General features: G+C 35.1%; 13 protein-coding genes (1 of these 13 only partly in view). 10 read left to right on the forward strand and 3 right to left on the reverse strand.

Features of this window, described 5'->3' with window-relative positions; genetic code table 11:
- A protein-coding gene (gene rpsG, locus LEP1GSC059_RS05985) for a 30S ribosomal protein S7 (protein ID WP_002150375.1) crosses the window boundary here: on the forward strand, nucleotides 1-114 show its 3' portion. 360 nt of this gene lie to the left of the window's left edge; the window shows 114 of its 474 coding nt (coding positions 361-474); its start codon lies off the left edge, out of view; it ends in the stop codon at nucleotides 112-114.
- A gap of 570 nt (nucleotides 115-684) precedes the next feature.
- On the opposite strand, the gene thiL is transcribed toward rpsG, so the two are convergent.
- Nucleotides 685-1,608, reverse strand: a complete 924-nt coding sequence (gene thiL / locus LEP1GSC059_RS05990) for a thiamine-phosphate kinase (RefSeq protein ID WP_002176332.1) — start codon at nucleotides 1,606-1,608, stop codon at nucleotides 685-687.
- Between the two features lie 41 nt (nucleotides 1,609-1,649).
- On the opposite strand from thiL, the gene LEP1GSC059_RS05995 reads away from it, so the two are divergent.
- Nucleotides 1,650-2,276: a YceI family protein gene (locus tag LEP1GSC059_RS05995; protein ID WP_020980462.1), complete on the forward strand. Its 627-nt coding sequence runs from the start codon at nucleotides 1,650-1,652 to the stop codon at nucleotides 2,274-2,276.
- 635 nt (nucleotides 2,277-2,911) lie between these two features.
- Here LEP1GSC059_RS05995 and lp30 read toward each other — a convergent pair.
- Complete coding sequence (gene lp30, locus LEP1GSC059_RS06000; protein ID WP_017214126.1) at nucleotides 2,912-3,751, reverse strand: plasminogen-binding receptor Lp30; 840 nt, start codon at nucleotides 3,749-3,751, stop codon at nucleotides 2,912-2,914.
- A gap of 52 nt (nucleotides 3,752-3,803) precedes the next feature.
- Here lp30 and LEP1GSC059_RS06005 point away from each other — a divergent pair, with 52 nt between their 5' ends.
- The gene (locus LEP1GSC059_RS06005) at nucleotides 3,804-4,484 is read left to right on the forward strand and encodes a hypothetical protein (RefSeq protein WP_020980453.1); all 681 of its coding nucleotides are present in this window, start codon (nucleotides 3,804-3,806) and stop codon (nucleotides 4,482-4,484) included.
- Nucleotides 4,485-4,599: 115 nt separating this feature from the next.
- A complete protein-coding gene (locus LEP1GSC059_RS06010) occupies nucleotides 4,600-5,034 on the forward strand; it encodes an Imm7 family immunity protein (protein WP_017214127.1) in 435 nt (144 codons plus the stop codon).
- 80 nt (nucleotides 5,035-5,114) lie between these two features.
- On the opposite strand, the gene LEP1GSC059_RS22865 is transcribed toward LEP1GSC059_RS06010, so the two are convergent.
- Nucleotides 5,115-5,890 (reverse strand): IS5 family transposase gene (locus LEP1GSC059_RS22865; protein WP_238323700.1). Its coding sequence is split into 2 segments (ribosomal slippage): nucleotides 5,115-5,566 and nucleotides 5,566-5,890, totalling 777 coding nucleotides; the frame shifts between segments, so codons are not numbered across the junction.
- A gap of 915 nt (nucleotides 5,891-6,805) precedes the next feature.
- Here LEP1GSC059_RS22865 and rplM point away from each other — a divergent pair.
- From rplM to mpl17, 6 genes are all read left to right on the forward strand, one after another.
- On the forward strand, nucleotides 6,806-7,255 hold the full coding sequence (gene rplM / locus LEP1GSC059_RS06030; RefSeq protein ID WP_002176293.1) for a 50S ribosomal protein L13: 450 nt from the start codon (nucleotides 6,806-6,808) through the stop codon (nucleotides 7,253-7,255).
- Nucleotides 7,256-7,265: 10 nt separating this feature from the next.
- Entirely contained in the window at nucleotides 7,266-7,664 is a 399-nt protein-coding gene (rpsI, locus tag LEP1GSC059_RS06035) for a 30S ribosomal protein S9 (RefSeq protein ID WP_002176243.1), read from the forward strand.
- An 83-nt stretch (nucleotides 7,665-7,747) separates the two neighbouring features.
- Nucleotides 7,748-10,600 carry an alanine--tRNA ligase gene (alaS, locus tag LEP1GSC059_RS06040; protein ID WP_017214128.1) on the forward strand — a complete coding sequence of 951 codons (2,853 nt, stop codon included), beginning with the start codon at nucleotides 7,748-7,750 and terminating at the stop codon, nucleotides 10,598-10,600.
- Nucleotides 10,597-11,088: a YajQ family cyclic di-GMP-binding protein gene (locus tag LEP1GSC059_RS06045; RefSeq protein ID WP_017214129.1), complete on the forward strand. Its 492-nt coding sequence runs from the start codon at nucleotides 10,597-10,599 to the stop codon at nucleotides 11,086-11,088. The genes alaS and LEP1GSC059_RS06045 overlap by 4 nt, the downstream gene beginning before the upstream one ends.
- A 757-nt stretch (nucleotides 11,089-11,845) precedes the next feature.
- Nucleotides 11,846-12,406 (forward strand): Uma2 family endonuclease, encoded by a 561-nt coding sequence (locus LEP1GSC059_RS06050; protein ID WP_017214130.1) that lies wholly within the window; start codon nucleotides 11,846-11,848, stop codon nucleotides 12,404-12,406.
- Between the two features lie 217 nt (nucleotides 12,407-12,623).
- Nucleotides 12,624-13,013 (forward strand): cell surface protein MPL17, encoded by a 390-nt coding sequence (gene mpl17, locus LEP1GSC059_RS06055; protein WP_036057195.1) that lies wholly within the window; start codon nucleotides 12,624-12,626, stop codon nucleotides 13,011-13,013.
- Nucleotides 13,014-13,310: the final 297 nt, after the last annotated feature.

Raw genomic sequence — 13,310 nt, forward strand, 5'->3', positions numbered from 1 at the left:
TTAGCGGCTGAGTTTATCGAAGCTCAAAAAGGCACCGGTTCGGCTATCAAGAAGAAAGAAGATATTCGGAAAATGGCGGAAGCGAACAAAGCTTTCTCCCACTATCGCTGGTAAGAAAAAGTTTTATAGACTTCGGAGATCGAAGTTAATTTCAGATCGTAAAGGAGAGGTTTTCCTCTCCTTTTTTATTTTTCAAAAGGCAATTAACGTGAGTTCGGCTGTGAAAGAATTTTCTAAAAATATGAGTGTGAGTTCTTACAATTTTAGATTTATCCGTAAAACCGTGATTTGCAGTAGTTCCCACACTTGAATACTACAGATTCAATTGTTATAAACTTTTATTTTTTAACGTGAGTTCGGCGAAGAAATCCACAATTCATTTTTCTGAAAGAAGTTGGATTTGAACTTTATAGATCGATTTCTAAAATGTGAGGGCTCATACAAAAAATAAATGTTTAAAAATTTTACAAACAAATTTTTAAATTGTAGGAGTACATATTTTTAGAAAATTCTTTTTTTATTTTTTTATATCGAACTCAAGTTAATCACTGGAAAAACTTGAAGGTTGATTTTCAATTTTATTTGAAAATTGATTCCTTGGAAAAAAATAAAATTTCCCAAAAAGAATTTTTCTTTCTCTCAATACGATTAAAGAATATTTTAAATTCATATTCAATTGCAGATTCAAAAATGTTCGAATCCAAGATGTTCAAAGATTTTTTCCGAGTTTTCTTGGAAGAACTTCACACCTTTCCAATCCAATGTTGTATTTCCAATTTTTGTGATCGAAGTTTCGCATAATACTTCCGGTAGTTCAACCGGACTTAAAAAGATAAGTTCTAGTTCTTCTCCAGAGGATAGAACTTCACCTAAACTTAAATAGGCGAAAGTGTTAGAAAAAATTGGAATTTTTTCTAAATTGATTTTTAACCCTAGATTTGAAGAAGATGCTAACTTTGGAAGGTCCAATAAAAGTCCGTCGGTCAAATCCATACAACAGGAAACGGGAAAATTTTTTGAAAGTTCTTTTGAAACGCTTAATCTTGCTTTAGGTGTTAGGTGTTTTTCTAAGGCCAGGCTTTGAAGTGGTTCTGGAACATACAGACCTTCGTTTAATATTTTATATCCAAGTAAAGAAAGGCCAACCGAACCTGTGAGATAAAGAAAATCTCCATTTTTTCCTCCGGAACGTTTCCAAGGTTTGGTCGTTACACCGATCAAAGTAAGAGTCAGATTGAGAGAAGAAGAACGATACGTATCTCCGCCACAAAGTTCTATGTTGTAGTAAGATAAGGATTCTTGCAATGAGGTAGAAAAAGGAAGAATCCATTCTTCTTTAGAACACTGAATGCTAATACCGAGGTTTAAAAAAGCTTTGGTAGGAACTCCTCCTCCAGCCGCTATATCGGAGACATTTACTTCTACGAGTTTTTGAGCGATTTCTTTGGGGCCACTCCACTCGGTCCTAAAATGGGTTCCTTCACAGATTGTATCGGTTGTGTAGATCCGACCTTCTTCGTCCAGATAACAGTCGTCAGTCTGAACGATTCCAGACGGATAAAGGATACGGATGACTTCCGATTCTTTCAAAATTAAATTTTCCTTCAAAAACCTTGACTTTCTTCGGTTTCAATTCAGTTTAAGAGACTATGAAACGAATCATTCTATTCTATTGTTTGTTCTTGCTTCCTTTTGTCGCTGGATTTTCTCAAGAGGCCGACAAAAACAAATGCACCTATTCTTATGATCACGGGAATACAAAGTTTGGCTGGAAAGCTTTTAAGTTTACAGAAAAAACCGGAGTTGGCGGATCTTTTGATAAAATCGAAGTGGTCGGAACTACGGCTGGGAATTCTCTCGAAAAGGCTTTTAAAGGAATGAAATTTACGATTGATCCGAATACTGTCAATTCAGGGAACAATGATCGAGATGCAAAGATCAAGTCTGTATTTTTCTATCCAATGAAAAATAACGGAAATATAAAAGGGAAGGTGATTTCTGTAGAATTGAATTCTGACAAAACTTCTGGAAAAGGAATTATAGAACTTACATTAAACGGTGCCACAAAAAAAATCGATTTAAATTTCACTCTACAAAATGGAACTCAATTAGATGCGAAAACAAATTTAAACCTAGGAGATTTTAAAGCTCTTGCTGCAGTGAATTCTCTGAACAAAGTTTGTATGGATCTACATAAAGGTAAAGACGGGATCTCTAAACTTTGGCCAGAAGTTGAACTTACGATTTCCACAAAACTCAAATTAGATTGTAAATAATAGTCTTTTGCAAAGAATTTGTGTTAAAGAGTTTATCCTACTCGAAGCTATATAATGGAATACTTAAGTTTTTATTTATAAACAGAGATTTATATTAGAGCTTATGAATTCTTTATCTATTTATATTTCATGAAAACGGTCTATTAAAACAGTTTTGTTAATCTATACTCATGGAATTTTTTAACGACTCTATTAAGACAATTTGGGCGAATCCGGCTGCCAGACCGGATTCTCAGCTCTGGTAAATAAATTAAATGCAGGAAACATTATATAACAATCTTCTTTAGTTTTAATATAGAACGCGATCCATAGAGAGCGATCTGCTGAGTTTCCTCGCATCCATCCCTTTTGCATTATGTCGAATTCACGTTAAACTATAATTTAGCATTTCAGTATAGTTGTTGAAAAAATTTATATCTACAAATAATTTTATCCATTTGTTTTAATGAAAAAACAAAAGAAAATTAATTCTTCAACAACTCTATTATAAATATAGAAACTATTCTGACTCTAATTATAGAAAATGAAAGTTATCTATTTGCAAGACGATGCTAATTTGTGGGAGCCTACCCGTTTTTGGGCGAATCTTAGGTCTTTTAAAAAAACGCCGCTGTGTTTTTCTTGTCGATTTATTGCTAATCTAATTCAGCTCTCTTTTTTTCAGCGATTGATTTCCAATATCCTTCTGGATAAGCTTTGATTAGATTTTCATAAAATAGTTTTTCTGCGTTCTTGATATTTGCTTCTCCGCCATAGTATAATTTTCTTAAATAGTTTGAATCCATTCCTTTGATATAATCCTCTCCGGATTCTAAATTTATGGATACTTTATTTCCAGAAAAGATTTCACTTAACTCAGGTGTATCATCTATAATTCCATACGGATCATCTTTAGTGGTTTTAGTCACTTTTCCCATTAAGATTCCCCCAAATGTTATTTCTCCCGCTTTTGTTTTAATCGGAAATACATTAAAAGATTTGGCCGGATCAATCGGAAAATTTCGTATTACAGTTCTTCGACATCTCTGTCCACAGCTGATCTGATACGTATAATTTACTCCTGTGATTGCGTATTCTTTTGTTGGATCCAGCGAGAGCAATAAGTAAAACGGCGATACGTATCCTGTCTTTCCTTCAAAGTATTGTGTTGATTCTATTTTCTCCACCATCGCAGGTTCTTCGATTGGATATGGACTTACATTCAAAGTTTTTGTTTTTTCATCCTTTGATATAATTTCGGAAAACTTAACTCCATAGGTTCCGAGTTCGGCAAATACCGTTCCTACATCTTTACTAAATAGATTGATTAAATGTTTGTGATTTTGATTGTACGCATAAAGCCCAAAAGCCACAACCCCGTATGATTTCTTATCCTTTTCAGTTATTGGATTATAGACTCGGATCACTTCTCTTGTACAATTTGATACAGATGCAAAAAATACAATGAATGCTATTCGTATTAAAAAACTTGACATCTTCATTCTCCTTTTCAGCAATAAGAGAAATCTTATTCTATATGCAACCATTTTGAATATAAGAATTCTTTTTGTTTTTCTATACTTTGTTTTAGTTTTACAAGATTGTCTCACTGTTACCGAAAAAGAGATCCCTCCTAAAATCGATCTCGGAAATCATCTTCCCAGATTGCAAGAAACATTAGTGATTATAGAAGAATTTCGAAGTAACCTGAAACCTGAATTGGCAAATCAAGAAAAAATTTCTGGTTTAGGCGAGGATCAACTTCAGAGATTGCGAAATCCAACGTTCGGTACGATGGCTAAAAGGAATTTTGCTGGTGCTTTTGCTCAGTGTCGTTGTTTTCAAAACGTTGTGATTGCTTTTAAAGGTATAGACGACGTGGATCTTCTCCGAAAAAAATACAAAAATGTGATTCGTATTCAATTAGTAGAATATACCGATGATAAAACCTTATTGATTACTACCTTGCTGACTGCTTCTACTTTAGGTCTGATTCCTACTTGGAATTCTTTTGCCAGAAAGGCAGAAATTACAATCGAATCAGATTCACTTACTCAACCGGTTACATTCAATTACGATAGAAGATTTAAATTATTTGCTCATCTTTTTCTTTTTTTTGGTTTATTTAAAGAAAATAGTGTTCTCAATCGTTATACAGAATTTTATGATTTTTTTAAGTTAGTTTCATCAGATATATATTCTCAAAAGTTAATTCCTTTAGATGATTAGTAGAGCTTTTAAAAAAATCATATCTATAAACAATTTTATCCATTCGCGTTATACTATATTACAGAAAATTTTTAATTGTATTATGAAATAAAAACTTTTTTAGGATGTATTTCTTATGTTTGAATTTCATGGCTGGGCCGTATTGTATTATCATACGTATGATAATACTGAAACGTTGGAAGAAGCTGCACTTCAAAAACTTTTACAATGGATTTCTAATTTACGTTGTATTCCCGATAGGAAAGCTCTAGACTTTGTAAACATTCAACGTCAAAACGGACAGATTTGTTTAACTATGCCTGGCCTGTTTAATCATAGATCGGTTTTTGTAATAGATATTTTTAAAGGGATCGCGGTTATTATGCCCGGTTCTTATGGGCTTCTTTATATTCATGATGAAGAAGATGATAAAGGTGAAATTGATTACTCAAATGAATTTGTAGTTTGGAAATTGGCGCGAGGCAATTTGACTCTAGAAAAGGATCCTTTTTTATCTCCATGTATTCCTTTGATGGAAGATCCTTTTAATCGATCAAGAGTGGATATTTAATTTTTTCTATCAAGTTTTGTAGAATGCGTTTTTCTATATATGCTTTATTCAAGTAATATAGCTAAGAGCCGGTCTCAAAACTACCTATCAAAAAAGTTAAAAGCAATGATAGAGCTTGCGAGATAAAGAGATGCAAGATAATTTTCAGATTTTCTTTCCCAACGAATTAGGATAGCCCTGAATCGATTGTGCCAACTGTTAGTTCTTTCAACGACCCAACGTCTAGGTTTTCCTTTATATTTACCGATGAGAGGCTTTTCACCTTTTTTCCGAATATGAGATTGAATGTTTCTTCTTTTGATTAAAACTTCTATATCTTTGAAATCATAACCTTTATCTAAACAAATATGTTTTGGCTTCTTTCTTCTTTTTCCGGAAAATATTAGGATTGAATTCAACGTATCTTTTACACCGTGTTTGTCATGAACGTTAGCTCCAGTCAATGTAATTGCCAAAGGAATTCCATTTCCATCTGTAAGAATATGCCGTTTAACACCTAATTTGGCACGGTCTGTAGGGTTTTTCCCAGTTAAGCTCCCCCTTTGGGAGCTTTAACCATTGCCGAATCCATCGAAGCCCAGTCCCATGCTATTTGATTCTTTACATCATAATATTTTAAAATAGATTTATAAATCTTTTTGAATACTCCTGCTCGTTCCCATTCTTGAAATCTTCTGTGACAAGTTTGGCCTGATCCAAACTCATTCGGAATGGCACGCCACTGACAGCCTGTTTTCATTCGATAGATGATACCTGACATTACTACTCGTGTTGGTACTCGATTGCGACCTCCTTTCGGATTTACATTTTCTTTCGGGATTAATGGGGCTATTTGTTTCCAAAGTGCATCCGGTATCTCTGAATAATATTTGTCCATTTCACATTGATATTATTACCCTTTCTCTCTACAAACAGTTTTGAGACCGGCTCTTAGTTAAAGATAGTTTAATGTAATTTCAGTATAATCAATTTTAAAATCATAATTATGTGAACACCCAGAACAATCCTAGGAGTGTCCAGTGAAAATGCCTACTAAAACTCAGCGCATCGCTCCTATGGTTGTTTTGCGGGGTGATATTTAACGTGAATTCGTCTAGAAAGAATTTTCTAAAAGTATGAGTTCCTACATTAAGATTTGTTCGTAAAATCGGGATTTGTGAAAACTCTCACGTCATTTTACAGAAAAACCTAAGTTTTGTGTGAGTTCCCACACTTGAATGTGACAGATTCAAGTATTATAAATTTCTATTTTTTAAATTGCAGTAGTTCCCACATTTTAAGAATTGATCTGTAAAGTTCAAATTCCGACTTTTTTCAGAAAAATGAATTATGATCGAACTCACGTTTCGTTGCATTGAGTTATTTATTCCCCATGATTTTCTGACACCGAATTCACGTTTGATTAAAGAGTTTATTTTACTCAAAATATAGAATGAAGTTGTTTAAAAATTTCATGCTGGCAATTAACAAAACTACTTCGATCTACCGTTTCCATAAAACAGAAAGATGGAGAATTAATTTTTCAACAACTCTACTGAAATGTTTCAATTTCTATTTATAAATCGAATTTAATCTCTATACAAAGATTTTGGTTTTTCCTTTGTTTATTTTTAGATCAGTTTTTACACAATTTACTTAGCCCGCACAATAGGACGATCCTCAAAATTAGGATCCATACCGTCTGTAAAATTCCTTCTTTCAAGCGCTCTGGTCCTTTTTTCTTGACTTTGAAGGTTAAAACGAAATTCTGGCCTCTACAGGACGATTTTTCATGTCAGTATTATCAAAAGTGCATAAAACTCCTTCTCTTACAAAAGAAAATGCCGTAAAAGGTTGGTTTGTAGTGGATGCAGAAGGAAAAACTTTGGGAAGACTCGCTTCCGGAATTGCCGCAAGACTTCGCGGAAAACACAAAGCGACTTTTACTCCTAACCAAGATTGTGGAGACAATATCATTGTTATTAATGCCTCCAAAGTAAAAGTAACCGGTAATAAAGAAACTCAAAAGAAATACTATCATCACTCTCGTTATCCGGGTGGGATGACCGAAACAATCTTTAAGGATCTGATCGCAAAACAACCGGAAAAAGTGATCTACGAAGCCGTAAAAGGGATGCTTCCTAAAAGCAAACTCGGAGATAAAATGCTCACCCATTGTAAAATATTTTCGGGTGCTGAGCACAATCTACAGGCCCAAAAACCTGTGAAACTGGACATTTAAGGAGATCGGTATGGCACCCGCAAAAGAAATTTGGGCCGTAGGAAGAAGAAAAACCTCTGTGGCGCGCGCAAAAATTAAAGAAGGTTCCGGTAAGATTATCGTAAACCAAAAAGATATTAAAGATTATCTTCAAAACCGGAAGGCAATTATCGAAGAAGCGCTTCGTCCACTTGCTCTTTTAAATGTTCAAGATAAATATGATCTCAATCTGAACGTAACTGGAGGAGGAACTACAGGCCAAGTCGGAGCAATTCGTCACGCGCTTGCAAGAGCGATTTGCAGAATTAAACCGGAGTTCCGTCCAGCGGTTAAAAAAGAAGGATTTTTAACTAGAGATCCAAGAATGGTCGAAAGAAAGAAATACGGTCTGCACAAAGCGAGAAGAGGAACTCAGTTTTCTAAACGCTAAGTTTCTTTTTCATTTCGTTTTTTTAAAATGCCTGAATCTCTTTCGTCCGAGAGCTTCAGGCATTTTTTGATTTTAGAGGTATCATGAAACCAAAATCCGTATCAGAAATCCGGGAAATTTTTTTAAATTATTTCAAAAACAAATCGCATAACGTTGTTCCGTCCTCGTCCCTTCTACCTGCAGGAGATCCGACTTTACTTTTTACCACGGCAGGAATGGTTCAGTTCAAGCCTCTTTTTACGGGCGCAGTAGAACTTCCATATACGAGGGCGACTTCCTGCCAAAAATGTTTACGAACTACCGACTTGGAAGTGGTCGGAAAAACGGAACGTCATTGTACCTTTTTTGAAATGCTCGGAAACTTTAGTTTTGGAGATTATTTTAAAAAAGAAGCGATTGAATACGCTCTGGATTGTTCCGTTAATCATCTGGGTTTTGACAAGGATAAAATTTGGGTCACGGTTTATACTGACGACGATGAAGCCGAAAAAATCTGGCTTGAAAAGGGAATTCCAAAAGAGCGCATAACGCGCCTCGGAAAAAAGGATAATTTTTGGGGGCCTGCGGGAGACAGCGGAGCTTGTGGACCTTGTTCGGAACTTTATCTAGATCGTGGCATTGAAAAAGGCGGACCGGATTGTGCGACCAGCGGAACTTGTCGACCTGGTTGTGACTGCGATCGTTTTTTAGAATTTTGGAATATAGTTTTCAACCAATTCAATCAGGACACAGAAGGAAACCTTCATCCTCTTAAACAAACTGGAATTGACACTGGTTCCGGTTTAGAACGAGTCGCTCTTCTACTACAAGGAGTCGATTCCGTTTACGATACGGATGAACTCCGTAAAATCATTTCCTTTTACGAGGAATTGTCTGGTATTCCCTACGAGGAAAAAGCGTTATCCGAAACCTCAGATAAAAAAAAGAATAACCAACAAGGTTTATCACAAGTCCAAAACGAAACAAAACAAATTCAAGATAGCAGGAAAACCGCGTTTAGGGTGGTGACTGACCATATCCGTTCCGTATTGTTTTCAATTGGAGATGGAATTTATCCAGACAGAACTGGAAGAGGTTACGTTATTCGTCGTTTGATCCGTCGAGCGACTCTTTTTGGCAGAAAATTAAATTTTAGAGAACCGTTTCTTTACAAACTTGTAGACAGAGTGATTGAAATCTATAAGACGCGTTATCCGGAATTGGGAAAAAATGCCTCTGCGATTTCAAAGACAATTCTCGCCGAAGAAGAACTTTTTCTGAAAACTCTTGAACTTGGTTTAGAAAAGATAGAATCTCTCGTGCAAAAAACGAAAACCGGAGGTAAAACGATTTTTTCCGGAGTGGATGCATTTTTACTTTACGGGACTTACGGTTTTCCTGCGGAGATGACCGAAGAAATTGTGGCTGAGCAGGGTTTGGACTTTGATAAGGTAGGATTCCAGGAAGAATTGGAAAAGGACAGACAATTCTCCCGTGAGTCCTGGAAAGTCAATAAGGTTTCCTTAATGACCGGTCTGAGTGTAGATAAAACTGAATTTTTAGGATATTCTTCTATATCAGGAAAAGGGAATATTACACATTTATTTTATGATAGTAAGCCAACCTCCTCTCTAAAAGAAGGTCAGACCGGCGCCATTGTTTTAAATAAAACTCCTTTTTATCCAGAAGGAGGAGGTCAGATAGGGGACACTGGTTTTCTTCGTCAGGGAAAAAACGTATTCAAAGTTTTTGATACTCAAAAAGAGAACGATAGTATTATCCATTTTGGAGAAGTTTTAAGTGGGGAGTTTACCGTTTCTCAAGAACTCGAAGCGGAGGTGGAAACGATTCGTAGAGAAAGACTTAAATTTCATCATTCCGGAACTCATCTTTTAAATGGTGCTCTTCGAACTCTTTTAGGTGATCACGTTTTACAAAAAGGTTCGATCGTTTCTCCCGAATATCTTCGTTTTGATTTTTCTCATCCTTCCGCTTTGACTTCGGAAGAAATTCGTAAAATTGAATCTTGGGTTAACGAATCGATCCGCAAGGATTTTCTCGTTGAAACCAAAGAACTTCCTATCGAAGACGCTAAAAAAATTGGAGCCGTTGCGACCTTCGGAGAAAAATACGGTGAACGAGTTCGAGTCGTTCAGATGGGAGGCGCATCTGTAGAATTTTGTGGTGGAACACACGTTAGTCACACTGGAGAGATCGGATATTTCTTTATTAAAAAAGAATCTTCTCCCGGAGCTGGAAATCGCCGTATTGAAGGAGTTTGTGGGCCCGCGGTGATTGAAACCTTCCAAAATCGTTTTGCGGAACTTACCGAATCCGCTCAAAATCTAAACTTAAAAATTAAATCAGAGTTAGGCGAAGAAGGAACCAAAATTCTGATTACTTCTTCCATACCTGGTCCAGATGAAATCCGAGAAAAACTTGAGAAAGAAGGCGCATCTGCGGTTTCGTTTTTTCGAGATCTTTCCGAAGACATTGCCACAAAGATAGAAGAAAACACTTCTTTATTTTTGAAAATAAAGAAGAATTTGGCCGAAAGAGATTTCGAGAATAACATTTCTGTTATTGATCGTGTTTTTTCTTCTTCCATTGATACCGGAGCCGGTAAAATTGTTTCAGCAATTTTTGAAGATAAAGATCCAAATTCTTTAAAAGGTCTTTCTGATAATTTAAAAGTCAGAGAAAAAAATCTTCTTGTTATCTTAGGAAGTAGAAACTCTGAGAACGCAAGTGTTGTAATTACTTGTTCTTCCGAACTAACTGCAAAAGGTATTCACTGCGGTAATTTAATCAAAACCGCCTGTGATTTGTTAGGTGGAAAAGGTGGCGGTAGGCCGGATATGGCACAAGGCGGAGGTAAGGAAAAACAAAATCTTGAATCCGCAATTACAGGCGTAGTAAACGAAGCAAAACAAATGTTAACCGGAGAAAGAGTATGAGCGATCCTTCCTTTGACGTTGTATCCGAAATTAGTAGACCTGAGTTGACCAATGCGGTGACTCAGGCCCTTGGAGAAATTAAAAATCGTTTTGATTTTAAAGGTTCCAAGTCAGACATTCAATTTGAAGACGAACAACTCGTTTTAACCTCAGATAACGAGGCGAAGTTAGAAAGTGTAATCGATGTTCTCGTTTCTAAAATGGCAAAACGCGGTTTAGGTCTGAAAAATTTTGATTTTAAATCTAAGATTGAACCTGCTACCGGTGGAACCGTTCGGATGAAAGTTAAAATTCGTAAAGGAATGGAAAAAGAGCAAACCAAGGAAGTTACTCGTATCATTAAAGAATCCAAACTGAAAGTAAACGTTACGATTATGGGTGAGTGTGTTCGAATTACCGGTAAGAAAAAGGACGATCTTCAAGAAGTAATTCATCTTTTGAAAAATGCGGATCTTCCTTTTGACGTTCAATTTACGAACTACAAATAACATAAAGATTATGCCTTTGCCTGGGATATATGCTGTGACTTCGATTTCCGTAGCCAAATGAATCCTTGCTACTTTATAAAATAATCAGGAAAGAATATTATATTTTTTGATTAACCTTATATTTAATTTTAGGCGTTTTTCATTTTGAACTTGTCCTAAAAAATTAAAGATTATTCAGATTTGATGATGAACTAGTGGAAGTTCACAAATATTCAAGTATGATGATTTTTGTGAAAATCTCGGCAATTGATTAGAAATTTCTAATGGATCTGAGAAGATAATCGTTCAAATCTAACGCTAAACTAATAGTTTCGAAAGGATCGGATGGAATACGTCCAATCCGTACATTGGATAAAAAAACGTTCCACACAATTCGGAGGTCATTTGGCGATTTTATTAATAGTTGCGTCATTGATGAGTCCAAGAACATATTTCAGTCTACAATTTCTAGAAGTTCTACAATTTGTATCTTTCTTCTTTTGAAGTTTTTAGCAGAGGTTTTCTCGATCCTATCGCTAATGGTCTACTCAGATTTATATAATAAATAACCAATATTTGACGCAGAAACAATGTTTTGCAATAAAACTTAGGATACTCAAATTGGATAGGGATTAATAAAATAACACATATAAAAGGTTGATATTAAAGCAGTTAGAATGGTTCTGAATTTAAGTACCTTCTTCTTGACAGACTTAGAAAGATCTGTCAAACTTTGTTCCATTATAAAAACTGAGTGGTTTGAAAGCCGAGTGAGTATATGTCGATTACTGACGTAAAAACAGAAAAAGATTTTGTCAAACTTTCAGAAGGAACGCTGGCCGAGCTTTTGGAGGGTGAAATATTTATAGTTCCAGCCCCGATTCCGGAGCATCAAAGAGTGGTTCTTAAGTTTTCCAATGTACTTTCCAACTACTTAGAAGGTAACAAACTAGGTGAGGTTTTCTTTTCTCCTATCGACGTATATTTAGATGAGCATAACGTAGTTCAACCTGATCTTCTATTTATTTCTCAAGCTCGTAGTTTTATCATACAAGAAAAAAGAATCGAAGGTGCTCCCGATTGGATTGCAGAAATTCTTTCAGAAGGAAACGCTTATCACGACTTAAAGACTAAAAAGAAGCTCTATGAAAAACACGGAGTTTTAGAATATTGGATCGTAGATCCCATGGAACGTTCAGTAGAAGTTTATCGTAATGGAAAATCTGGATTCACTCTGTTCTCTTCTGCAAGTTCTGGTAAAATCGCATCTGTTCTGTTAGATGGATTTTCGGTAGAGATTGATTCTATCTTTACGAAGGCTAGGAATTCTAATCATTGAAATTTCTCATAAGTACGTTTAAGAATGTCGGAAATTCTTAAATTGATCTTTTTGTTATAAACCTAAATTTGTTGCCGATAGTTATATAATAAGTATCTAGTATTTTGTATTCAAACAAGACTTTATAGTAAAAATTTACGGCCTCAATTTTAGAGGGATCAGTAAAATGAAGAATTCTTTTCATAAACAAAACCACAAGGAATCCTGTCAAAATAGTATGAAAAAGTTATTACTCATTTGTGTTTTAGTATGTTTCGTTGCGGTTTTTGCCGAAGAAGAAAGTCCCGTAAAGTTCAAACTGGAAAAAAGTTTTGGTAACGCGTATCTTTTAAAAATTATTCATCCAGCCAATTTTGGTGTTCAGAAGGACGCCCCTCATAAAATAACTTTAAATCCTAGAAGTGGAGTAAAGGTTGAAAAAGCGGATCTGAAAGTAAAAGGAAAAATTTCAGAAAAGAAGAAAGAATATTTCGCTTCTGTGGACCCGATTTCTCTTATTGTTACCGGTAAAGGAGAATTAGAAATTCAAGGTAAGATCTACTATTGTAACTTCGATAAGAATATATGCATTCCCGGAAAAATTCAGCAAGTGGAAATAATTCAGTAATTTCCAGGAATGTATTTGGGTTTTAAAAGATTTTTGAATTGGAGATAATCGATTCTGATTTGTGCGAAGTATTTTATGTTTTTTAATTTAATAGTTTGGTCTGATTTTCAAAAAAACTATATTTTGAGATCAACTCATATTCTTTGACAGATATTTTAAGATAAATAATGTTTTAGAATATTTTTCATTGTGTGATAGAAGATTGTTTTATTTTTGCGGTTATCTGAATTTTGGAACGTGATTTCGATCATAATTCATTTTTCTGAAAGAAGTCGGAATTTGAACTTCATAGATTAA

The organism is Leptospira noguchii serovar Panama str. CZ214, assembly GCF_000306255.2.
GTDB classification, from domain to species: Bacteria; Spirochaetota; Leptospiria; order Leptospirales; family Leptospiraceae; genus Leptospira; species Leptospira noguchii.